Genomic DNA, 23,478 nt, shown 5'->3' on the forward strand with positions numbered 1-23,478 from the left:
GCGGAAAAAGACATCCGCTTTAATCGAACAGGATATTTTTGACCGGAGATATTGCCTTTATTTTGCAGATACTACTTGTATTTTAACAATTGGATAGGGAAGCTTATTTATAGCAATTAATAAACGTTAACTTGACGTATATTAGCACGTGTTGACCGGATTTTAACCTGTTTGTTATTGAATTCTTGACTACCTGTTAATATCTGTACATTAATGCAGAATTGATGCTCAACAACCAAACCGTTAACCAAAACAACCGACCATGAAAGTGCTTCCTTTTACTTTGCTTGTACCGGATGATAAAAGTGTAATCTCCGAACAAATTGAGTTACCTTATTTTTATCAATACCTCCACCGTCATGAGGAGTGGCAAATCACCTGGGTGGAACGGGGAGAGGGTACGCTGATTGCTGGCAATAACATGCATGCCTTTCGTTCCGGGGATCTGTTTTTAATCGGAGCAAACCTGCCTCATTTATTCAAGAGTAATCCCGAGTATTTTATGGGGGATGAGAGTAAATGTATTAAGGCCAGTTCTGTTTATTTCAATCCTAATGGACGATTATCAGGTTTGTTCAAAATGCCTGAATTGAACACCGCCAGCTCCTTTTTGAAAAACAACAAACATGGCTTTAAAATTCCTGAAAGCTATGCCGCACTGTTATCCGAACGGATGCAGAACCTGCATGAAGCAACCGGATCGGCTGTTTTATTTGCTTTTCTAAGTTTAATGGAGGGACTTCAAAGTGTAGAAGAGGAGGTAGAACCTCTTTGCCCTGACTTTTACTCTTCCAATCTTTCAGAACATGAAGGCATGAGGCTCAGCAACATCATTAACTTCATTATGCGCAATTATAACAACCGGATCGATCTGGAAGATGTAGCCAATGCAGCTTATATGACCCCTCAGGCTTTTTGCCGTTATTTTAAAAAACATACCGGACATACCTTCATCTCTTTTTTAAATGAAGTGCGGATCAATGATGCCTGTAAAAGTCTGGTCTCTGATGATAAACCAGATTGCATTTCAGGCATTGCTTATAAAGCCGGTTTCAACAGCATCGCCAACTTCAACCGGGTATTCAAGAATTTAATCGGGCGCTCGCCAAGAGCCTATATCGACGAATACAATAATGTAAGTCGCATCACCAGCATTGCAGGATAAACAAATCCTGTCAATTGCGACAGATATTAACGCCTTTTGACCGTATTCTAACCAGTTTACTGTAGAATTCCTGACTGGCATTTAATAGCTGTACATTAATACTCAACAGCTAAGACGAACCAAAACAAAGATCACTAAATGAATAAACCATACCAATTACTTCTGATGATGTGCCTGCTGCCCTCAGTTATTTTTTCCCAGGAAAAAGCTACATCCAGCCTCTATGAACAAACCAGTGAAATGGGGACCACCATCATTACCTACCAACAGGATGTCAAAGCCATCCGGGATTTTTACTGGCCGTATGTGATCGAGGGCACTTATCCGGAGATTGCCCGGGTCTATTATTCGCCCGAGCAACGGAGCCGCCTGCTCAGCGTTCAAAAAGAATACCTGAAAAGAATGGAGCAGCTGGAATTTGATGCCTTCAGTGTATATGGAAAAGTAGATTACCTCTTGCTGAAAAAAGAGATCAGGAGCGAAATCGCAGAATTGGAAAAAGCAGAGCTCAATGAAAAGGCGATCCTTAAATACATTTCTTTTGCACCTGGAATTTATGCGATTGAAAAGGATAGACGTAGGGGGAAAGCCATGGATTGGCCGGCCGTAGCCGCGAAGTTAAATGCGATTACAAAAGAGGTCGGGGCTTTTAATGCCACATCGATCAACAAAACAACGCTGAACAAAGCGAAGATAAAAAACATCAAAGAGGTGATATACGGCCTGAAGACGAGATTAAAAGGTGTTTACGAATTTTACAAAGGCTATGATCCTTTGTTCGATTGGTGGCTGCCTAAACCTTATGAAACATTGATTCAGGCTTTAGACAATTATGCTTCCCTGTTTTCCGAAAAACAAAGCGAAGCACCTGTTCAAAAAGACAGCAATTATGGCATAAAAGGAAATCCAATCGGACAGGCAGACCTGACCGCACAATTAAAGGCGGAAATGATTCCCTATAGCCCGGAAGAACTCCTGAAAATCGCGGAGAAGGAATTTGCCTTTTGTGATCAGGAGTTGTTAAAAGCTTCTGCAGAAATGGGGTTTGGGAAAGATTGGAAAAAAGCCCAGGAGAAAGTTAAACAGAGTTTTGTCGCACCTGGCAAGCAGCCTGAACTGATTGTACAATTGCAGGACGATGCACTGGATTTTATCAAAAAACAGAATTTAATGAACATTCCTGAGCTGGCAAAAGAAACCTGGGGCATGGTCATGATGTCGGCAGAAAGACAGCTGGTCAATCCATTTTTTACCGGAGGCCGGGAAATCAGTATTTCCTATCCAACAGCGGGCATGACTGACGGAGATAAATTGATGAGCATGCGGGGCAACAATCCTTACTTTTCAAGGGGAACAGTACAACATGAATTATTGCCGGGTCATCACCTGCAATATTATATGAATAGCAGGTACAAGAATTACCGGGAACTTTTTACCACACCTTTTGGAATTGAAGGATGGACCCTGTACTGGGAACTGCTTTTGTATGATAAAGGTTTTGCTAAAAGCCCGGAAGAGCGCATCGGAATGTTATTCTGGAGAATGCACCGTTGTGCAAGAATCATTTTCTCGCTCAATTATCATTTGGGCAAATGGTCACCAGGGCAGTGTGTTGACTTCCTGGTAGACCGCGTAGGGCACGAACCAGCCAATGCCGAAGGGGAAGTGCGCAGGTCATTCGAAGGGGGCTATAGTCCATTATATCAGGTGGCTTATATGATTGGAGGATTGCAATTGATGGCGCTAAAACACGAACTGGTAGACAGCGGAAAAATGACTTATACGGAGTTTCATGAACGGGTAATGAAGGAAAACCTGATTCCTATAGAAATGGTCCGGGCAACCTTAACCGGACAGTCCCTGAAAAGGGATTTCACCTCTCAATGGCAATTTTACAATTTCAATAAATAATCCGGTATGAAACAGCAACCTACAGAATTTAAGCCTTCACTCCGGCTAATCGATGCAACGATGCTCGTTGCGGGCAGTATGATCGGATCCGGAATATTTATTGTCAGTGCAGACATTACCAGAAATGTGGGGAGCTCGGGATGGTTGCTGGTGGTCTGGCTGATCACCGGATTCATGACCTTAACTGCGGCTTTAAGTTATGGAGAATTGAGCTCCATGTATCCGAAAGCAGGAGGGCAGTATGTGTATCTGAAAGAGGCTTACAACCCCTTGGTGAGTTTCCTGTATGGCTGGAGTTTTTTTACGGTCATTCAAACGGCAACAATCGCTGCGGTGGGGGTTGCTTTTGCAAAATTTACCGCCTATCTGCTGCCCCAATTTAGCGAAGACCGGGTGATTGCTGATCTTGGCTTTCTGCAGATTTCTCCGGCACAACTGCTGGCAATTGTCATTATTGTGGTGTTAACTTATGTGAACAGCAGGGGAGTAAATGCAGGAAAATCGATCCAGACTTTTTTTACGCTTGCCAAGTTGCTCAGCCTCTTCGGCCTGATTGTATTTGGTTTGTTCTTTATGAAAAAAGAGGTCTGGGAGCTCAACTGGAAGGATGCCTGGGAATTAAAACCACTCGCAGGATCAACGGGAATAGCTGAATATACTACCCTGGCTGCTTTTGGTGCCATTGCGGCAGCGATGGTCGGTTCCATTTTCAGCAGCGACTCCTGGCACAATGTAACCTTTGTGGCTGGTGAGATTAAAAATCCGAAGCGAAATGTAGGCTTAAGTCTCGCCCTGGGTACGATCATGGTCACTGTCTTATACATCTTAACCAATATCATGTATACAGGTGTCCTTTCTCTTCATGACATCGGACACGCCGATAAGGACAGGGTGGCCGTTTCTGCTGCCCAGGTGATTTTCGGCTCCTCAGGAACGGTGATCATCGCATTGATGATCATGGTGTCTACTTTCGGATGTAATAACGGACTGATCATGGCGGGGGCGAGGGTATACTATTCGATGGCGAAAGACGGCCTTTTCTTTAAAAAAGTAGGTACGCTGAACAAGAATTCTGTACCGGCTTTTGGCCTCTGGATCCAATGTTTTGTGGCTTGCCTCTGGTGCCTTAGTGGCAAATATGGAGACCTGCTGGACATGATCTCCTTTGTGGTGGTGATGTTTTACATGCTAACGATAGGAGGGATCTTTATCCTCAGGAAAAAGCGTCCGGATATAGAACGTCCTTATAAAGCATTCGGATATCCGGTTTTACCATTGATCTATATCGTGATGGGACTGGCATTCTGTGTGTTATTGATCATTTACAAACCCCGCTTCACCTGGCCGGGATTGATCATCACTTTGATTGGCATTCCGGTTTATTTTATCATCGGTAAACTTAACCATAACAAAGCTTCTTAGTTTTATTAATTGTCAAATGGATTTTTCATAAACGTCTATTTGACAATTAATAATAATTGTATACATTCGGTATATGACGTTCAAGAAAAACCTATTTCATACGCTGAGCCTTTCCCTGCTTATTCTGAGCAGCGGCCAGTCGCTGATCGCACAGCAAACTACCGTAACCTTAAAAGCAGACCAGCCCTCGGGACAAATTAGTAAACACATTTACGGACACTTTGCGGAACACCTCGGCCGCTGTATTTACGATGGATTTTATGTAGGGGAGAATTCCAAAATCCCAAATACAGCAGGGGTAAGAAATGACATTGTTGCTGCTTTAAAGAATCTCAATATTCCAAACCTGAGATGGCCAGGTGGCTGTTTTGCCGACCGCTACCATTGGAAAGATGGGATAGGCCCCAAAGATCAGCGTCCTTCAGTTGTAAACACGATGTGGGGTGGGGTTACCGAAGACAATAGTTTTGGAACCCACGATTTTTTGAATATGTGTAAGCTTCTGGGGACAGAGCCTTACCTCGCCGGGAATACCGGAAGTGGAACGGTGCAGGAACTGGCAGATTGGGTGCAGTATGTGAATTTTGAGGGCCGGAGCCCGATGTCTGACCTACGCGTTAAAAACGGACAGGAAAAACCATGGGAGGTAAAATTCTGGGGAGTAGGAAACGAAGCCTGGGGTTGCGGAGGAAATATGACCCCTGAATATTATGTGGGCGAATACCGTAAGTATGCCACTTTTATGGAAGGAAAAAATTTATATAAAATAGCCTCAGGTGCTAATGGCGATGATTACCATTGGACGGAGACTTTGATGAAGGGAATTCCGCTGAATATGATGGATGGTGTTGCTTTACACCATTATTCGGTTCCGAACTGGGATAAAAAAGGTCCTGCTACAGGATTTACCGAGCAGCAATATTTCGATACCATGAAAAGTGCGTTGCGTATGGAGGAGCTGATTACCAAACATACGGCAATCATGGATAAATATGATCCCAAAAAGAAAGTCAGCCTGGTAGTGGATGAATGGGGCGGATGGTATGATGTGGAAAAAGGAACAAATCCAGGATTTTTATACCAGCAGAGCACCATGCGTGATGCGATGATTGCAGGGGCCACGTTAAATATTTTCAATAACCATAGCGACCGTGTTAAAATAGCGAATCTTGCACAATGTGTCAATGTTTTACAGGCGGTAATTCTGACCAGCGGAGAAAAAATGTTGCTTTCTCCAACCTACCACGTAATGGAAATGTATAAAGTACATCAGGATGCCACTTTAATCCCGGTAGAGGTTAAAACAGCCGATTATGTTTTTGGCAATGAGAAACTGCCCTCAGTTTCTGTGTCGGCATCAAAGGATGCCGCCGGTCTGACGCATATTTCTGTGGTCAACGTCAATAGAAATAAAGAAGAAGAAATACAAATTGACTTGGCCGGAAAAACTTATAAATCTGTTTCCGGGCGTATTCTGACTGCTGCAAAAGTCGATGATCATAATACGTTCGAAAACCCGGAAGCCATTAAACCGGCGGCCTTTAAAGCTGCGGTTTTAAAAGAGGGGAAATTGAAAATTAAACTTCCGCCATTTTCGGTGGTAGTGCTGGAATTGAAGTAGATTCGTTAAATAATGACGCCTATGTACCTGAAAGATATTACGACAATGATGTCGCTTTACTGGTCCAATTATAAAACCTTTGTCAGCGCATCTACCCATACGGATCACAGCCTTGCTTCTGAACATGTTGTTTATTGGAAGGAAAAGCTTTTTACGAATTTTATTACCTATCTGCTCCCTTTCTGTCTTGTCGCTATAGTTCCCGGAATTTGGATTTCTATCGTAGAAGGTTATTATATATTTGCCTGCTTCGGCGTATTTACAGCTGTAGCTACCGGGATGATTGTGCTAAAAAAGAGCTGGAATTTATTGATGCGCAAAATCATCGTTTTTCTGATGATCTACGGCCTTTCCCTGATATTGATGCTATATCTGGGACTGTTCGGACTTGGGATGGTTTACCTGTTGGCACTGAGTGTATTGGTTGCATTGCTATTGCCGAAAAATCTGGCGTATTGGGCGATTGCGATGAATCTGGTGGTATGCATAGGCTGTGTAACCCTGCGGACCTTAAATTTGCTGGAAACCAGAGTTGCAAGTCCTTATAATGTCGGGATTTGGATTGCGTTCATTGCCAACCTGATTTTCCTGTGTTTGGTGATCACAGCCCTGATCAACAAAATGATTTCTCACATGGAGAAAGCGATGACGACCAGGTTTAAATTAAAGTATCTGCTAAGGCAGGAAACAGCTAAAGGAACGCTTAATGATGAATTGATTAAAGAATCGGAAGCAAACTATAAACGTCTTTTTTTTCTTAGTCCATTACCTATGATTGTACTTGATCCCGATACGTTAAAGTTCCTCCAGGTCAACGAAGCAGCGATGTTAGAGTATGGGTATGACACGGATGAATTCTTAACAATGAATTTCTCCGACATTAAAGTGGAAGAGGATATGACGCCGCCGGAGCGACATTTTATTCCAGATTTGAACATCGGTCAGCCTTTAAAAGTCATCACCAGACATCGTCGCAGGAACGGCGAGACATTTCGTGTGGAAGTGCGGTCCGATATCATTATTTTTGGGGGTAAACAAGCCTCTCTGCTCATTATTCGTGACATCACTAAGGAAGTCAATTATCTTGAGGCTATTGAAGCTCAGAACCAGCAACTCCGCGAAATTGCCTGGACTCAATCCCATTCTGTAAGAAAACCGCTTGCAAATATTTTATCATTGACAGCACTCATCAGTGCTAAACCTACAGAGCTTCCCGATACCCAGCTGCTGACCTACCTGAGTGCATCCGCAAACGAACTGGACAGGTCTATAAAAAGCATAATTGAAAATGCACGGAGTGTCCATTGAATTGAACTAACCCTTATTTTGCCTTTTTTATCTGTTCCTCAAAACATTTCTTCATCTTTGAACATTCTTCCCGGAATTTTTTGTAAATAGTAAAATATAATATGACCACTGAGCAAAAGGCATGGGATGAATTTAGGTACGGGGATGAGCGCGCGCTAAAGTTTATATTTGATACCTATTACAAACTCCTCTTTAACTACGGACATAAGTTTACACCGGATGATCATATCATAGAAGATGTGATCCAGGACCTGTTTGTTAAACTTTGGGTAGACAAAGAACGGATTAATCCCACCGATTCTGTAAAGAATTATATCTACAAAGCTTTTAGACGGAGACTGATCAGAAAATTAGATTATGCCCCCAGAATTATGGCTTTTCCTGCAACGGAAGAAAAAATCGGGTTTGAAATAGAGCTGGGCCATGACCATCGCATGATCAGTTCTGAACGTACCATTAAGATTCAACACAACCTCGCTATTGCACTTGGTAAAATGACTCCGCGTCAGCGTGAGGTAATCCATTTGCGGTACTTTGAAGAAATGGATTTTAATGAAATTGCGGAGGTAATGCAACTTTCAACGAAAGCGACTTATAAACTGCTCTATCGGGCAATCGATGCGCTTAAACAACATCTTCCCAGGTTTGATTACCTGGTGATACTTTATTTGCTGGATCTCTCCAGGAAGTAGCCTGCTTACGTGGATAATTTACCGCCCTCAAAAAAAAAATAAATTGACTGGGGTAAAATCTGAATCCCGTGTGTATATATCATTAACAAATCATGAATGACTTGAATGCAACTGACTACAGCAGCTATGATACGCTGGATTTTTTTGAGGATGAAAACTTTATCCACTACATTTTGCATCCCGACGAAGGAAGTAAAGCCTATTGGCAGGACGTTTTGTCGAGACATCCCGATCGTGCCGTTGATATGAACGAAGCGGAGAACTGGATTGTGATGTTGCATGCACAGCAGGTATACACGCCTGAAAATAGCAGTGAGCCCTCATGGCAGCAAATCAGCGAACGTATTGCCAGACATGAGCACATCACAGTTAAATATGTGATTCCGCTTAAACGCGTAGGTAAGTGGGCCTCGGCTGTTGCCGCAGTCCTGATGGTCTATTTCATGGTCGCCGAACTGATGCAACAGGGTAAACAGGTTGTTCAATCCAGATACGGAGAACTGCGTAGCATTACCCTTCCGGATGCGTCAGTAGCTACATTGAACGGGAACAGTAAGATTCATTACGTTCGCGACTGGCGTTCTGACAAGCCAAGGGAAATATGGCTGCAGGGAGAAGCTGCATTTACCGTAAAACATGTAGCCCTTAAAAACAGGTTCCAGGAAGCAGATTCATTTAAGGTACACGTTAACGGTATTGAACTGACCGTGTTGGGCACAAAGTTTAACATTAAAGACAGGCGTGGGCAAACGGAAATATCTCTGCTGGAAGGAAGTCTGAGAATTGAAAAAACAGGAGTGTCAGCTTTTTCCAAAATCATGAAACCAGGGGATGTTTTTGTATACGATGGCAAACAAATTCAAAAGGAACTGCAAAAAAATGCAGTGGCAAATCAATCCTGGACAAAGAAAGAATTGCATGTTGATGGGTATACATTAAAAGATATCGCTGAAATCTTGGAAGATACTTATGGCTATCAGGTTACAATCAACGCATCAGATCTGACAGGAAGGCGACTTTCGGGTACCATCCCGTCCGGTAGTCCGGAAGATATCCTCTTTGTCGTAGAGAAAGTATTCGATGTAAAAATTATTAAAAATAAAAACCAGCTTATGATCACACACTAATGATAGCCTAACGCTCAACCGAAATCCTAAACCATAAACCAAACCAAACTAAATGAAAAGAAAACTACTGATTATCCTGGGAGTATTTCTCACTGTGGCCTTTGCACAACCCCTGCTGGCACAAGAGCAAATTACACTTCAAAGGGCATTAACCGAGATTCAGAAAGTCTACGGTACCAAATTTTCTTACCAGGCTGACCTTATCAATAATGTGAAGGTCAGTTTGAAGCTGCCATTATTAGCTTCAGAACCGGTAGAAAATGTGTTGAAAAGAGTATTATACCCAAATAAAATGCTTTTCCTGTACGTTCAGGAAAATTACTATACCATCATCAGAGATACACGCGAAGATGAACAGCAACAGGAAGCTGCCCGGCAAAATATACCGGAACCAAATTATAGAACCATTTCAGGAAAGGTTACCGACGAAAAGGGTAGGCCATTAATTGGTGTGACCGTATTTCCGGAGGGGATGGCGGTTAGGCAAGGAGTGATCAGCAGCAGCGATGGCAGCTACAACCTGCGTTTACTGGGGCCTGCCGATGCCATTGTATTTACTTACGTGGGTATGCAACCAAAAAAGATTGCCTTGGGAAAAAGCAATGTGATAAATGCCACGCTTTATAGTGAGCAGAATATGCTGGAGGAAGTTGCGGTTGTCTCTACAGGATATGCCAAAATACCAAAAGAACGTGCTACCGGCGCTTATGGCGTCATTAGTGCGAAGGAGATGAAAGAGGTGCCTTCAGTTAATCTCCTGGAGAAACTGGAAGGGTTAACTCCGGGGCTGGATGTCGACTTAAGAAACAATACCATCAGCATCCGCGGAAAAAACAGCTTTGGTTTAGGAACCAGCGTAAGCCCTTTAATTGTTATCGACGGATTTCCGGTAATGGATAACGAAGATCGTCGTCCTGCTTTATCTTACCTGGCTTCGGGTAATGGGACCAGCGGAAGCGCCATTCTGAACCGGTTTAATCCGGATGACATTGAGAGCATAACGGTGCTGAAAGATGCTGCTGCCGCTTCCATCTGGGGTGCGAAGGCCGCAAATGGGGTCATCGTCATTGAAACGAAAAAAGGAAAGAATACAGCTCCGGTAATTAGTTTTGGCACCAACCTAAGCATTTCTGCTCCGGCTGATCTGAACAACATTAAGGCGATGAACAGTGCGCAGTACATTGACCTGGAACGCGAACTGAAAGATTTGGGGTTTATAGCAGATCCGGCCGAAAAACCAAGCTGGGCGAGTTTTAATTCTAACAGACCTCAGAGTGAAGCCCTGGAATGGATGTTTAAAGTAGACCGTGGCACCGCTACAGCAGCAGAACGCGACGCGGCCCTGGCGGCCCTGGGACAGATTGACAACAGGAGCCAGATCAGGGATCTTTTGTTGCAAAGGGCAGTTTCTCAGCAATATAACCTTTCTCTATCCGGCGGAGCCAGCAAAAGCAGCTATTACCTGTCTACCAATTATACCAAAGACATTCCTGTGTTCCGTGGTAACAAGGCGGAAAGTTTCTTTGTGAATTCTAACCTGAACAGTAAATTGTTCAATGACCGCCTGGACCTGAGTTTTGGACTGAACTATAACTATTCCAACAGCGTCAATAACCCTGCAGCTCTCGATGCAATGGGACTTGGAGAAAAAGGTTTAAGACCCTATCAGCTACTCCGGGATGCCAACGGAAACAACATCTCCCGCGCTATCCGCTATAGAGATGAGGTAGTTCAGGATTTCATGAACAAGGGATACCTGTCATGGCGTTATTCGGCATTGGATGAACTGGATAAAACTGATTATAATCTGCAGTCTAATCAGTTGCGTTTCAACATGGGGGCAGATACTAAAATTATTGATGGCGTGAATTTCGTAGTTTCCGGAATGTTGCAGCGCAACATTGAGGAGACGAACAATGTGGATATGGTTGACAGTTATGGGGTCCGTGACATGTTGAACTACGCGACTACCTTAGACAAGAGTAGCGGGAAACTGGTAACCGGTATTCCATATGGAGGTGTTTTAGGACTGAGCAATTATAATGGATGGGAATATAGTCTGAGATCTCAGGTTAATGTGGATAGGAATATAGGTGATCTGTTGAACATTGCTTTCCTCGGTGGGGCAGAAATTCGTCAAAATAGACACCAGTATTCTTCTCAGCAACGTTACGGTTTCAATGAAGACATTTACCAGGATCGGATTGTTAATCCAACGGTGCCGTACGACAATGTAGATGGATGGCAATCAACACTGACTTATAACAACACGCTCAGAAAAAATATCAGTCGTGCATTATCGTATTATTCCAATATTGGCTTGTCTTTTCTGAATGGGAAATATGTGGCATCAGGAAGTCTTCGCTTTGACGATTTTACCATTACAGGCGCGTCCCGCAACCAGCGCGCAAAACCACTATGGTCTGCAGGTTTTAAATGGAATGCTAAAATGGAGCCTTTCGTTAAAGACCTCAACTGGCTTAGTGCACTTAATTTCAGACTAACTTACGGTGTTGCCGGAACTTTGCCCACCGGATCAGGGAGCGTCGTCAAGATCAACACCAGTTTGGACAACCTGACAAACGAAACTACTGCCGAAATCGAAAGTCCTGCAAACACTCAGATTTCCTGGGAAAAAGTTAAATCCTTTAACTTTGGGGTTGACTTTGGCATACTGAACAACCGACTGGCATTTAATATAGATGCCTATGCTAAAAGGACATCTGATATTTTATACAACCTTCCTTATAACTCCACCTATGGCTGGACAATGCTGCAGTTCAATAGCGCGAGTATGAAGAGCCACGGTTTCGAGTTGGGGATGCGTGCAAATGTGATCAGCCACAAAAATTATTCGTGGAATTCCGTCTTCAATTTCTCTTATAACACAAACGAAGTAACCGACAACAGGTTTAAGAAAAATACAACCGGCAACATCATCAATTCGTCTTTACCTACAGTAGGTTTACCAATGGATTACGTGTATGCCTACAGGTGGGCAGGGCTTGATGAGAAAGGCCAGTCCCGGATATTCAACAAGAATGGTGAAATCCTGAATGCAAACGTAGGTAATAACCAGCTGACTTCGGATGACCTGGTGTACATGGGTAGGGCTACTGCGCCTTATTTCGGTGGATTTAACAACGATTTCAGGTTCAGGCAATTCACCATGGGGGTGAGGATCTCCTATGCGATGGGCAACGTGATCAGAAAGCCTTCAGTGGAGAGCTATCCGGATTATTCACCTTATCAGGGCGCTATCGGGATGCAGTCTGACCTGGCCCTGCGCTGGAAGCAGGCCGGAGATGAAAAGTTCACCAACGTTCCCGGCTTAAAAGACATCAGTTTCAATAGCCTGAACAGGTATAAAAATGCAGACATCCTCATGATAAGTGGAAGTTACATTCGCTTACAGCAGATCTCCTTAGGCTATATTGCAACTACTGAACTGCTGAAACGTACCCCCTTTAAATCGGCTTCAATTAATGCCAGTGTAAGAAACCTGGGCCTGCTTTGGCGAAAAAATAAATATGGGGTAGACCCACTCTATATGGCCAGTACCAATTACAATAACCTGGCACCGGCGAAAGCATTTTTTATCAGTATTAACACATCGTTCTAACCGGGCGCATTCAAAGATATTTAAAATGAAAAAATTAACTTATAAAATCTGTCTTGGCCTGTTCCTCGTAGCCATCAGCTCCTCCTGCAGAAAATACGTCGAGGTGGACCGGTACGGTGAACGTACTTTGAAATATACGGAAGACTTTCAGTACCTCGTGAACAACCGGGGCAACTTTGAGAAATCTTATATTCTTCCGCTGGTAACCAATGATGACATGGCCAGCACAGACCTGAACCATCAAAATTCTATGGCTGCCGAAATCAAAGCGGCATATGTATGGGGTTCGGCTTTTTATGGTGATACACAATCAGACATTGGATGGAATAACCTCTATAAAAGTATCTATACCTGTAATGAGATTATTTTTAGTGTAATGTCCAGCCAGAAGGGGACTGATGCACAGAAGAAGGAAATTTATGCCGAGGCACTGGTGCAAAGGGCATTTGCCTATCTGATGCTGGCCAATCAATATGGCGAGGTTTACGATCCGGCAAAAGCGCAAAGTCAGGTTGGCATTCCTTTATTGACGACTCCTGATTTGTTTCAGAAACTGGAACGCAGTAGTCTTAAAAAGATATATGAGCAGATAATTTCAGATGTGGAACAAGCTATTCCTTCATTGCCTGATAGGGGAACCAATAATGGACATGCTGCAAAAGTATCCGCGTATGCTTTATTGTCGAGAACTCACCTATATATGAGGAACTTTAATCTTGCGGGAGAATATGCAGATAAAGCCCTGGCGATTAACAGTTCGCTCAACACTTTGGAAACGTATATTGGAAACACTGCATCTTTTCCGAGAAGACATGAGGACCCGGAAGTTTTGCTGTCAAGGCTTTCTGCAGGAAGTTTCTTTTCTCAGCTGAATCCGGAGCTGATCAACTTGTTTACTCCCGGAGATGTTAGGCGGGAACTGTTTACCGGTACAACTTTTGGCGTGCCGGGCACCGCATACATCCGTCCTCAGTTTAATGAATTTGCCAGCCATACCGGTCTTTCTGTACCGGAAATGATGCTCAACAGGGCAGAAGTATATGCCCGGGCCGGCGATGTATCGAAAACATTGGAACTATTAAATAAACTTAGAAAAACGAGAATCAAAGTGGCTGATTACCAGGAACTGTCGGTTTCCGGTCCTGCTGATCTGCTCCCGGCTGTGATCAACGAACGCAGAAGGGAACTGATGGGAACTGGTTTGCGTTGGTTTGACCAACGCAGATTAAACCTGGATCCTGAATTTGCAAAGCCTTATGTGCGTACGTTCCTCGGACAACAATATACTTTAAGTCCAGGCAGTAATCGGTACATCTACCCAATTGCACCTGCGGTGCTGGACCTCAACCCTGAAATACAACAAAGCCCAAGATAAATGAAAAAAACACTTTTTAGCACCTTATTTGTCCTTCTGTCCATATTTAGCTATGCACAGGACAGTAAACATAGATTAAACCTGAACCCCGCTTTACCAGTCGCGGGTAAACAATTAACACTGAAGTATGATGCCAGAGGAACTGACCTTGAATTTAGTGATGAGGTATCGGCCGTGGTACTCCTTTTTCATAATGCCACTCAATGGAAAGCCCATCCCATTACGCTGAGCAAAGTAAACGGAAGCTGGACCGGCAATCTGGTATTGCCTGCAGACGTTTCCTTTTTAACCTTAAGGTTTTTTCAGGGAAATGCAGACCAGCCTGAAGCTGCCGATAATAACGGCGGGAATGGATTTTACAGCCAGGTGCTGAGCCCTAAAAACAAACCGGTACAAGGAAATTACCTGGGAGAGGCAATGCTTTGTGTTGCGACAGACGAATTAAGACTATTTGCTACGCCTGAAAAGGACGGTGCAAGAGTGGAGCGCTTGCTGAAAAAGGAATCACAGATTCGGGGCGCAATCCCTACTGAAGATCAGTTGTCCGATATACAGCGCTACTATCAGTTTACCATTAAAGATACCCTTCGTGCAGAACAGTTGCAATCGGAAATTAAGTCCCGTTTTCCCAAAGGAAATACCGCGAGATTCATCAGTTTTCAGCGCGCGAATCAGGAAAAAGATCAGATGAAGTTTGTAGCTGGCCTGGAGCATTTCCTGGAAGAGTTTCCACTGGAAAAATGGCGTGAAAATCCAGGCTCCCAAGCCTACATCTATTATACGGTGTACCGTGCCTTAGCGACTGCGTATTTCGAGAATAAAGATTTTGATAAATTCCTGACCTTGTTTAAGCACATCGATTTCAAAACGGCCAACGAAATTTACCGCTGGAATCTGACAAAGACAGAAATGATGGGATCTGACGAGGAAAAGAAGGCACTTTTGCCTTTAAGCAGTAAGATCATGCCTTATCTGCTGGAACGGAAAAATGATGGTTCCTACAGGGAGGATTTTGCTGGCAATGATTCGCTGATAAACCAAAATGTGAAGGAGCAGTTGAGCGATAGGATTTTTACGCACATTTCTTTGTGTAAAGCTGCTGGGACTTATCAGGAAGCCGCTGATTATTTGCAGGAGCTTCCTGAAGACAAGAAATATGCTAATGCTGATCTGAATGAGATGCATTTGTATATACTGGAGAAATTAGGCAATCTGAAAGAAATCAAACCTTTGCTGGAAGCAAGCATAAAAAGCAATGCGGTTACCCCATTAATGTTCGATAAACTGAAAGAGATTTACCTGGCAGAACACAATGGCCTTGTTCAGGGATACGACAACTATCTGGCTTCACTGAAGTCTTTAGATGCCTTAAGTGCCATGCGCCATCATGTGATGGAAAATATGGTGAGCCATCCACTGATTCCTTTCTCATTGGAAAATGCAGAGGGTAAAATGGTAAACTCTGCAGATTGGAAAGACAAGATTGTAGTGATTGATTTTTGGGCAACCTGGTGCAGACCTTGCATCATGGCTTTTCCTGGTATGCAATTGCTGGTAGACAAGTATGCGAATGATGCAGCAGTAGCAATTTATATGATTGGCACAATGCAATTCGGTGACTATAAGAAAAAATCGGTAGACTATGTGAAGAGTAAAGGGTTTCGTTTCAACTTATTGCATGATGCGGTTGGTGAAAAAGGCGAGCAGAATCAGGTATTCAAAAGCCTGACTCCTTTGTTTAACTCTTCAGGTATCCCCCGCAAGATTATTGTCAAAAATGGTATAGTACGCTATAGTTCTGAAGGTTATTCCGGTAGCCCGAGTCAGCTGATGGACGAGTTGTCGATGGCGATAGAAATATTGAGAGCAGAAAAATAAAGACGATGAGAAACATATATAAAATTACACTATCTGTATTGGGCTCAATGCTTGCTTTTTCGGCCCAGGGACAGATGAACCCTAAATTCAAATTTGAAGAAGCATTGAAGCTGATTCAAAAGAATTATGTGGATGAAGTGCAGGACGAACGTCTGGTAGATGCAGCGATTAAAGCTATGGTTAGCGATCTTGATCCGCATTCCAGTTACATCAACAGAGAGGAAGCTGAAGCAATGAAAGGTGCAATGAGTGGCAGTTTCGCAGGCATTGGCATCAGTTTCATGATGGTAAACGACAGTACGTTCGTTACTGGGTTGAATCCCGAAGGTCCGGCTTTGCGGGCCGGGTTAAGATTAGGCGACCGCATCACCGCAATTGATGGTCAGGGTATTTTTGGAAAGGGAATAAAGAACCAGCAGGTAATGATGATGTTGAGAGGGGAGAAAGGGAAAGAAGTTGTACTGGATGTGATGCACCAGGGCAATACTGTTCCTGCCAGATTAACCATTATGCGCGAGCAAATTGCAGACCTTTCCGTGCATTCCAGTTATATGGTGGACAAGGAAACTGGCTATATCTCCCTATCCATTTTCAGTGCTTCTACACGCAGGGAGATGGATGCAGCGCTAAAAAAGCTAAAAGAACAGGGAATGAAAAAACTAATTCTTGATTTGCAGGGAAATGGTGGTGGTTATGTGGAAGCGGCCATAGGTGTTGCAGATGAGTTTCTGCCTAAAGAAACCATGGTTTTCTATGCTGTAGGAAATGATGGGGTAAAGGACCATTATGCGACCGGCGGTTTTGGTCAGTTTATGGAAGGCAATATGGTGGTGTTGATTGATGAGTCTACCGCTTCGTCCAGCGAAATTGTAACCGGTGCTTTGCAGGATTGGGACAGAGCTGTAGTGATTGGACGCAGAAGCTTTGGAAAAGGCTTGATGCAAAGGCCATTCACCATGGCCGATGGCGCTGTTTTACAGTTAACAGGCGCGCGTTATTACACCCCTTCAGGACGGTCAATCCAAAAGTCATATGTTAAAGGAAAAGCCGACTACTATGAAGATTTTAAGCGTCGGATGGCATCAGGTGAGCTAAAGGAAGAAGGACATTTTAGTTTCCCTGATTCTTTGAAGTATACCACTATGAAAAATAAAAGAACAGTATATGGCGGTGGTGGTATTATGCCAGATCGGTTTGTACCAATTGATACAAATGAATATAGTGTATGGATGGGTAATATTATGAATAGCGGATTGGTTACGAAAACCAGCTTCGACTATGTACAACAGCATCGTGTGGCCTTGCTTGCAGGCTACCCGGATTTTGCTGCATTTAATGCCGCATTCGTTGCGCCTGCCGATGTGCTTGACCAGCTTTTTGCTGATGCAGGCAGAAGAAAGATTCAAATGCCGGATAAATCAGACGTCTCTGCACGTAAAGTACTTGCCGTAGAGCTGAAAGCACAGATAGCTACACTGGTTTACAGTGGAACAGACTTTCCATTAAGGGTGCGTAATGAAGCCAATGGTAGTTTCTTGTTCGCAGTGTCCGTTTTGAAAGATCAGGCCTTGTATAACCGGCTGTTGAAGGGGCAGGAGAAGCCTAAAAAATTAAATAAAAAGAAGTAATACTGCAAAATTAAGAAATGAGAAAAATGAGAAAGACAATTTTATGTTTATTAGCGGGAATGGCACCTTTAGGTCTTGCTGCACAAACGGGATACACAATTAATGGGCAGATTGGCAAGCTAAATAAACCAGCAAAAGCTTTTCTGATGGTGAGATTTGGTGATAAAATGCAGCTCGACTCCACTTTTCTGACAAACGGGAAATTTCAATTCAAAGGGGTGATGGAATCTCCAATGGAAGCTCATCTGCGTGTCAGACATGATGCAACGCCAGACCATCCTGGCAAGGTGCGAACCTATGATGTAAAACCGATCCTGCTTTCAAATGAGACGATTACACTTACGAGTAAAGATTCCATCTCAAAAGCGGTGATAACCGGTTCGGCATTGAATGCGGAAAATGATAAGGTAACCGCTTACCTAAAACCGATCTATGACAAATACGAGGCGCTAAACACAGAATTTAATGCGCAACCAGAGGCAAAAAAACAAGATCAGGCTTATATCCAGACGCTGGAGATACGGGCAAAAGACATTGAAAATGAAATCCTTGAGGCGAAGATGTCTTACATTACTAAAAATCCTGATCAGTATATGTCGGTAATGGCACTTAGCTCATTAGTAAAGCCTGATTTTGATATACTCGCACTGGAAAAAGTTTTCCTGACCATCAACGAAAATCTAAGGTCATCTTATCTTGGCAAGCAGGTCGCTGAAAAAATTGCTACACTTAAAAAAACGCTGGAAGGTGTTGAAGCTGCTGATTTTGCTCAGCCCGGCGTAGATGGAAAGATGGTGAAATTATCTGATTATCGTGGTAAATACGTTCTGATCGATTTTTGGGCTTCCTGGTGTGCGCCTTGTAGAAGAGAAAATCCAAATTTGGTAAAGGCATATGAGCAATACAAATCAAAGGGCTTTGAGATATTGGGTGTTTCTATGGACAAAGCCAGTGATAAAGCGAAGTGGCTAAAAGCAATAGAAGATGATAAATTAAGCTGGAAGCAGGTTGGTGACATGAAGGGTTGGGATAACGAAGCAGGACTGTTATACGAAGTAAAAGCCATACCAATGAATTTCCTTATTAATCCCGAAGGTAAAATCATTGCGAAATATCTGCGTGGGGAGGAACTTTCCAAAAAACTTGAAACGATCTTCAACCCGAAGTCATGATCTTTATGTTTTTAAATGCTGTACTCAGTTTTTAGATCAATAGAAGCTGTTGAAAGAGAGAATTTCACTTTGGAAATTCTCTCTTTCTCTTATAGCATTTAAATCGCTGCTTTAACAATCTTACCCAGACGTTTAAGGTCAGCCTCCAACTTAACGTTCCATCCCAGGGCAAAATTCAGTCGCATACAATTGTTGTATTGGTTGTATTGACTGAACATCCTGCCGGGTGCAAAACTTATATTTTGCTGGAGTGCCCGGTCATACAATTTTGCGGTATCAATTTTCTGGTCCAGCTCTAACCATAACATGAAACCACCCTGAGGCTGAGAGATTTTGGTGTTATTAGGGAAATACGCTTCTATTGCCCCCTGGTATTTCAGACAATTGGTATACAGCTTACTTCTGATGGTCCGTAAATGGTGGTCATACCTGCCGTGTTCCAGAAAATCAGCAATCACTTCCTGATATAAGGTAGGGGTGGAAATCGTCTGTAATAACTTTTGCCTGATGATTTTCTCTTTATATTTTCCCGGAGCAACCCAGCCTACCCGATAGCCCGGTGCCAGCGTTTTAGACACTGATCCGCACCACATCACGATTCCGGCCTCGTCAAAAGCTTTGCATGGCTTGGGCCTTGTCGCGCCAAAGAAAAGGTTGCCATACAAGTCGTCCTCAATTAAAGGGATATCGTATTCGGTCAGCATTCTTACGAGTTCCTTTTTATGTTCCTCCGGCATCATACAACCCAATGGGTTACTGAAATTGCTGATAAAGCAGCAGGCATTTAACCGGGGCAGTACTTTTTTTATGGCCTCTAAATCCACCCCTGTGATGGGATGTGTTGGGATTTCTATCGCTTTTAATCCCAATGATTTTATGATTTGCAGGATCCCAAAATAAACCGGGCTTTCTATAGCCACGGTATCACCGGGTTTCGTCACGGCCATCAGGCAGTTAAAAATAGCGTTCATTGCACCGGAGGTCGTTACAATATCATCTTCAGTAATTTTGCCTTCCAATACATAGGACCATTTGGCGACCGATCTTCTGAGGTTAAGATTGCCCTGTACCGGTTCGTAACTTGTCCCGCCATCAGCCAATCGCTGTACGACACTAATCACGCCCTTGTTCAGTTTTGCGATGGGCAATAGACTTTTGTCCGGGACACCCAGCGAAAATTGGGTAATCTGATCATTGGTCAGGGTATTGAAAACCTTGCTGATCAAGTCTTCGGGATCCTTTGTCTGCGCTGAGGTTTTTAGTGCGGTTACAGAGGGAAGCAGGAATTTTCTCATCGAGGCTTTGCTCACAAAATATCCCGATTTGGCTCTGGGTTCAATAAGTGATTTACTCTCCAGTTCCAGATAGGCCTGTTTAACTGTCGTCAGACTTACATTATAAAGCTTTTGCACCGTTCGGATGGAGGGCAGCTTATCACCAAGTTTTAAAGTTTTACTCGCAATCTGCTCCTCCATTACTTTCGCAATTTTAAGGTATAAGGATTCCTTTTTCATATCAATTTATTGACAGGTGTTCAGCCAGTCAACTAATTTATGGATAGATTTCTTTAATTTGGTATTGTCATCCTGTAAGTCGCCAAATGTAGCATAAAGCGTTCTTTTGGCCTCTTCTATTAGCTCATCACCGATATCGGAAGGAACCTCTTGTTGCAGACCACGGGAATTCAATACCACTTCATCTTGTTCATTGATGGTCGCAAAGGCAAAACCGATGACCTCTTTATCCTCACTGACGATACTTAAAGGAAGGCCAAAATCTGCGGTTAGTTTTATGGTTTTACCTTGGGTGGGTTGATATATATTGATAACCGACCTCATGTCGGATAGGTACACTTTTCGAAATTCTAAATTTGTACTTCTATGATTTTGTTTATTCATAACCTGGTATTTGACTACAAAGCTAGGCAGGAACAACATTTAGATACAGATACAGAAAACAGTTTATTCTAGGGTACAGATGTATTTATCTTTTCTGTCTGAAATTGTTAACGTCCAGAAATGGATTGCTTGCATATCTGAAATCAAATAGCTTTGTAAGCTTAAATTCTGCGTATAAAATGTTAGAAATGGCACTATGGCCTGCATGTTCCTCAAGGGCATGTAAATTTTGGTTATCCCAGACATTATTGGCCCAGACATAGCCCTCTATATTTTCTTTTAGCATGCAACCCTTTCCGAAAATAAACCCATTAATATTATCTTCAAATTCAAGAATTCCAGGCAATTTTCCTTCGATTAATAAGCTCAGTTTCATCATGGTTGGAACGAGTTTTAAATTGCTCATTGAAGTACTCAACATCAGCTGAATTGCAGCGTGTAAACTTTCCAAAGACCTCACAATACCAGGATTCAGGATGATCCGGGGTTTGTTTAGTTTTATAAATCCAAATGCAATGATCGACTTATGCGCTATATAAGAATTGTTTTTTTTTAAACCAGGTTTAGGTCCAGTTTTCATATGATTTCGATGAGGGTACGGTGAGAAAAAATCCAAAATAGCATTGATGGTTGTACCAGGTTAATCAATACTGACTACATAAGGAACAAATGAATATGACTAATGTTTCATTTGTTTATGTTTTTGTTTAGTAATTTAAACAAAATGTATTGCCAGATGTTGTTAAGCGTAACCTCTGAATATGGAAATTCCAGCTCTCAACACTTTTAACCTTTTCAGGATAATCCAGGATAGCCTGTCCTGGATGGAATGGTCTTTTATTTCCATTTGCTTTTTTGTCCGCTAACTTTTATATTGTTAAACATTGTGTATGAGGGACGAAGACCAAATCTTATTAGATCGGCTCAGGAATGGAGATCACTCTGCCTATGAAGCCATATTTAAGAAGTATTATAAAATGCTCTCTGCAAAAGCTTATTTTATGCTTGACGACGAGATGGAGGCGGAAGATCTGGTTCAGACCTTGTTTGTTTCCATTTGGCAAAAAGCCCGGTTTCATAGCATTAATACTTCTTTAAATGCTTATTTACTTCGGGCAGTACACAACCAGTGTATCATGTATCTTAGAAAAAGAAAGGTTTCGGAACGCAGACTCAATGAATATAGCCTTAGCCTTGATGAGCCGATACAAGAAGAAGAGACTGAATCGGACAGAAATGAGGATAACCTTAACCTGGCTTTTAATGAACTGCCCGTTCAACGACAGAAAGCATTTAAGCTGGTGTATATAGAAGATAAAAAATATAAGGAGGCAGCACACGAGATGGGGCTTTCGGTGAATTCAATAAAAACACATTTAAAGCTTGCAGTAAAGGCTTTACAAAAAAAACTGATCAATTTTAAATGAACATTCACCTGAACTGGGAATAAATGCGTCTAATAGTTAGTAATGGAATATAACAAGGAATACATACAGGGACTTTTATTTGAAAAGATCACCGGGACAATTAGTGAGGAGGATAACTTCATTGCTGAACAAGCGATTGAGCAGGATGCCGCGCTGAGGGAATTCTGGGAAACTTTACTTGTGAAAATGAAAAGTGCCAAAGGAAGTTCATTTTTATCGGGATTAGATGCGGATGCCGCATGGGATAAAACTGAGCCTCGTTTTAATGAAATGTCAGATTCGTTTTTTAACCGGAACCGGCTGCTGCTTTATGGTGCAGCTGCAGTATTGATATTTGCGCTTCCTTTTGTATGGTATTTTAGTGCTCCATCAGATACTGCATTAGTGCTTCCCGAAAAAATCGCTAAACAGGTACACCTTAAAACCGAAAATGGTACTGCCGTTGACCTATCCTCTGATCGTATTGTTACGGTAGGGCAGACCCATTTTAATGCCAATCAAAAGGAACTAAGCTATACCTCCGGTAATGCCGGGCATAAGGAATGGGCAACACTGATCGTGCCCCCTGCAAAAGACTACAGGATTCGTTTATCAGACGGCACACAGGTTTGGCTAAATGCGGCTTCCAGTTTGCGCTTTCCCGTTCAGTTTGGACCTCAGCAGGCACGGGAGGTTTATTTGTCAGGGGAAGCTTACTTCGAGGTTACGAAAAACCCAAAACAGGAATTTATAGTGCATACTACCGGCCCGGACATTCATGTTCACGGAACCTCCTTTAATGTTAATGCCTACGAACAGGGGCGTTTTGCAGCTGCCCTGGTCGCGGGTTCTGTGTCGGCCACGACTAAAAATCAAAGCATTAAATTAAAGCCGGGGCAGGAAGCCATACTTGAGCGGGGCAACTTACAGACCAGACCATTTGAGGTACAGGATGCACTTTCCTGGAGAAACGGAACTTATTTTTTTCATAAACAACCTTTGTCCGAGATTGCAGCCGTGATTAGCCGTTGGTTTGACGTAAAGATCGCCTGGCAAACACCTGAAGTTGCGGAACAGACTTTTACCGGAGAGATCGATAAAAAACTGCCAATCGAGGTCGTCATTGCTAATTTACAGCTATCTTCAGGTATTAAAGCAGAGCTTAAAAATGGGACGCTGACCTTCCGGTAAATTTTTTTAAAATTCCATTCACCCATTTGGGCAAGTGCAGCGTCATTAGGCAAACCTTTTAT

At 42.8% G+C, this 23,478-nt stretch carries 17 protein-coding genes; 14 read left to right on the top strand and 3 right to left on the bottom strand.

The window, feature by feature from the left end; translation table 11 throughout:
- Window positions 1-262 precede the first annotated feature (262 nt).
- From AAFF35_RS12050 to AAFF35_RS12105, 12 genes are all read left to right on the top strand, one after another.
- A complete protein-coding gene (locus AAFF35_RS12050) occupies window positions 263-1,165 on the top strand; it encodes an AraC family transcriptional regulator (RefSeq protein WP_342332756.1) in 903 nt (300 codons plus the stop codon).
- Window positions 1,166-1,303: 138 nt separating this feature from the next.
- Window positions 1,304-3,076: a DUF885 family protein gene (locus AAFF35_RS12055; RefSeq protein WP_342332757.1), complete on the top strand. Its 1,773-nt coding sequence runs from the start codon at window positions 1,304-1,306 to the stop codon at window positions 3,074-3,076.
- 6 nt (window positions 3,077-3,082) lie between these two features.
- A complete protein-coding gene (locus AAFF35_RS12060; RefSeq protein WP_342332758.1) occupies window positions 3,083-4,498 on the top strand; it encodes an amino acid permease in 1,416 nt (471 codons plus the stop codon).
- A 73-nt stretch (window positions 4,499-4,571) separates the two neighbouring features.
- On the top strand, window positions 4,572-6,119 hold the full coding sequence (locus AAFF35_RS12065) for an alpha-N-arabinofuranosidase (protein ID WP_342332759.1): 1,548 nt from the start codon (window positions 4,572-4,574) through the stop codon (window positions 6,117-6,119).
- Window positions 6,120-6,140: 21 nt separating this feature from the next.
- The gene (locus AAFF35_RS12070; protein ID WP_342332760.1) at window positions 6,141-7,427 is read left to right on the top strand and encodes a PAS domain S-box protein; all 1,287 of its coding nucleotides are present in this window, start codon (window positions 6,141-6,143) and stop codon (window positions 7,425-7,427) included.
- Between the two features lie 101 nt (window positions 7,428-7,528).
- A complete protein-coding gene (locus tag AAFF35_RS12075) occupies window positions 7,529-8,119 on the top strand; it encodes a sigma-70 family RNA polymerase sigma factor (protein ID WP_342332761.1) in 591 nt (196 codons plus the stop codon).
- A gap of 92 nt (window positions 8,120-8,211) precedes the next feature.
- A complete protein-coding gene (locus AAFF35_RS12080; RefSeq protein WP_342332762.1) occupies window positions 8,212-9,246 on the top strand; it encodes a FecR domain-containing protein in 1,035 nt (344 codons plus the stop codon).
- A gap of 52 nt (window positions 9,247-9,298) precedes the next feature.
- Complete coding sequence (locus AAFF35_RS12085; protein WP_342332763.1) at window positions 9,299-12,868, top strand: SusC/RagA family TonB-linked outer membrane protein; 3,570 nt, start codon at window positions 9,299-9,301, stop codon at window positions 12,866-12,868.
- 25 nt (window positions 12,869-12,893) lie between these two features.
- Window positions 12,894-14,243, top strand: coding sequence for a RagB/SusD family nutrient uptake outer membrane protein (locus tag AAFF35_RS12090; RefSeq protein WP_342332764.1), 1,350 nt, complete (start codon window positions 12,894-12,896; stop codon window positions 14,241-14,243).
- Window positions 14,244-16,121 (top strand): TlpA disulfide reductase family protein, encoded by a 1,878-nt coding sequence (locus AAFF35_RS12095; protein ID WP_342332765.1) that lies wholly within the window; start codon window positions 14,244-14,246, stop codon window positions 16,119-16,121. It abuts the gene before it with no gap.
- Between the two features lie 5 nt (window positions 16,122-16,126).
- Window positions 16,127-17,749 (top strand): S41 family peptidase, encoded by a 1,623-nt coding sequence (locus AAFF35_RS12100; RefSeq protein WP_342332766.1) that lies wholly within the window; start codon window positions 16,127-16,129, stop codon window positions 17,747-17,749.
- A 26-nt stretch (window positions 17,750-17,775) separates the two neighbouring features.
- A complete protein-coding gene (locus tag AAFF35_RS12105) occupies window positions 17,776-18,921 on the top strand; it encodes a TlpA disulfide reductase family protein (protein WP_342332767.1) in 1,146 nt (381 codons plus the stop codon).
- A 98-nt stretch (window positions 18,922-19,019) separates the two neighbouring features.
- Here the strand turns inward: AAFF35_RS12105 and AAFF35_RS12110 are convergent, their stop codons facing one another.
- From AAFF35_RS12110 to AAFF35_RS12120, 3 genes are all read right to left on the bottom strand, one after another.
- Window positions 19,020-20,435, bottom strand: a complete 1,416-nt coding sequence (locus AAFF35_RS12110) for a PLP-dependent aminotransferase family protein (RefSeq protein WP_342332768.1) — start codon at window positions 20,433-20,435, stop codon at window positions 19,020-19,022.
- Window positions 20,436-20,441: 6 nt separating this feature from the next.
- Entirely contained in the window at window positions 20,442-20,819 is a 378-nt protein-coding gene (locus AAFF35_RS12115; protein ID WP_342332769.1) for a hypothetical protein, read from the bottom strand.
- 85 nt (window positions 20,820-20,904) lie between these two features.
- Window positions 20,905-21,399, bottom strand: a complete 495-nt coding sequence (locus tag AAFF35_RS12120) for a hypothetical protein (protein ID WP_342332770.1) — start codon at window positions 21,397-21,399, stop codon at window positions 20,905-20,907.
- Between the two features lie 310 nt (window positions 21,400-21,709).
- Between AAFF35_RS12120 and AAFF35_RS12125 the strand changes: the two genes are divergently transcribed.
- Together AAFF35_RS12125 and AAFF35_RS12130 are read left to right on the top strand one after the other, a co-directional pair.
- Window positions 21,710-22,246: a sigma-70 family RNA polymerase sigma factor gene (locus AAFF35_RS12125; RefSeq protein ID WP_342332771.1), complete on the top strand. Its 537-nt coding sequence runs from the start codon at window positions 21,710-21,712 to the stop codon at window positions 22,244-22,246.
- A 42-nt stretch (window positions 22,247-22,288) separates the two neighbouring features.
- Window positions 22,289-23,416, top strand: coding sequence for a FecR domain-containing protein (locus tag AAFF35_RS12130; RefSeq protein ID WP_342332772.1), 1,128 nt, complete (start codon window positions 22,289-22,291; stop codon window positions 23,414-23,416).
- Window positions 23,417-23,478 lie beyond the last annotated feature (62 nt).

This window comes from Pedobacter sp. FW305-3-2-15-E-R2A2, assembly GCF_038446955.1.
GTDB lineage: Bacteria > Bacteroidota > Bacteroidia > Sphingobacteriales > Sphingobacteriaceae > Pedobacter.

Excerpts from the sequence above, each read along its gene's own strand:
- AAFF35_RS12060 (WP_342332758.1), top strand. The coding sequence starts at position 3,083 with ATGAAACAGCAACCTACAGAATTTAAGCCTTCACTCCGGCTAATCGAT.
- AAFF35_RS12090 (WP_342332764.1), top strand. The coding sequence starts at position 12,894 with ATGAAAAAATTAACTTATAAAATCTGTCTTGGCCTGTTCCTCGTAGCC.
- AAFF35_RS12075 (WP_342332761.1), top strand. The coding sequence starts at position 7,529 with ATGACCACTGAGCAAAAGGCATGGGATGAATTTAGGTACGGGGATGAG.
- AAFF35_RS12130 (WP_342332772.1), top strand. The coding sequence starts at position 22,289 with ATGGAATATAACAAGGAATACATACAGGGACTTTTATTTGAAAAGATC.
- AAFF35_RS12070 (WP_342332760.1), top strand. The coding sequence starts at position 6,141 with ATGTACCTGAAAGATATTACGACAATGATGTCGCTTTACTGGTCCAAT.
- AAFF35_RS12055 (WP_342332757.1), top strand. The coding sequence starts at position 1,304 with ATGAATAAACCATACCAATTACTTCTGATGATGTGCCTGCTGCCCTCA.
- AAFF35_RS12100 (WP_342332766.1), top strand. The coding sequence starts at position 16,127 with ATGAGAAACATATATAAAATTACACTATCTGTATTGGGCTCAATGCTT.
- AAFF35_RS12110 (WP_342332768.1), bottom strand. The coding sequence starts at position 20,435 with ATGAAAAAGGAATCCTTATACCTTAAAATTGCGAAAGTAATGGAGGAG.
- AAFF35_RS12125 (WP_342332771.1), top strand. The coding sequence starts at position 21,710 with ATGAGGGACGAAGACCAAATCTTATTAGATCGGCTCAGGAATGGAGAT.
- AAFF35_RS12085 (WP_342332763.1), top strand. The coding sequence starts at position 9,299 with ATGAAAAGAAAACTACTGATTATCCTGGGAGTATTTCTCACTGTGGCC.
- AAFF35_RS12050 (WP_342332756.1), top strand. The coding sequence starts at position 263 with ATGAAAGTGCTTCCTTTTACTTTGCTTGTACCGGATGATAAAAGTGTA.
- AAFF35_RS12120 (WP_342332770.1), bottom strand. The coding sequence starts at position 21,399 with ATGAAAACTGGACCTAAACCTGGTTTAAAAAAAAACAATTCTTATATA.
- AAFF35_RS12095 (WP_342332765.1), top strand. The coding sequence starts at position 14,244 with ATGAAAAAAACACTTTTTAGCACCTTATTTGTCCTTCTGTCCATATTT.
- AAFF35_RS12115 (WP_342332769.1), bottom strand. The coding sequence starts at position 20,819 with ATGAATAAACAAAATCATAGAAGTACAAATTTAGAATTTCGAAAAGTG.
- AAFF35_RS12065 (WP_342332759.1), top strand. The coding sequence starts at position 4,572 with ATGACGTTCAAGAAAAACCTATTTCATACGCTGAGCCTTTCCCTGCTT.
- AAFF35_RS12105 (WP_342332767.1), top strand. The coding sequence starts at position 17,776 with ATGAGAAAGACAATTTTATGTTTATTAGCGGGAATGGCACCTTTAGGT.
- AAFF35_RS12080 (WP_342332762.1), top strand. The coding sequence starts at position 8,212 with ATGAATGACTTGAATGCAACTGACTACAGCAGCTATGATACGCTGGAT.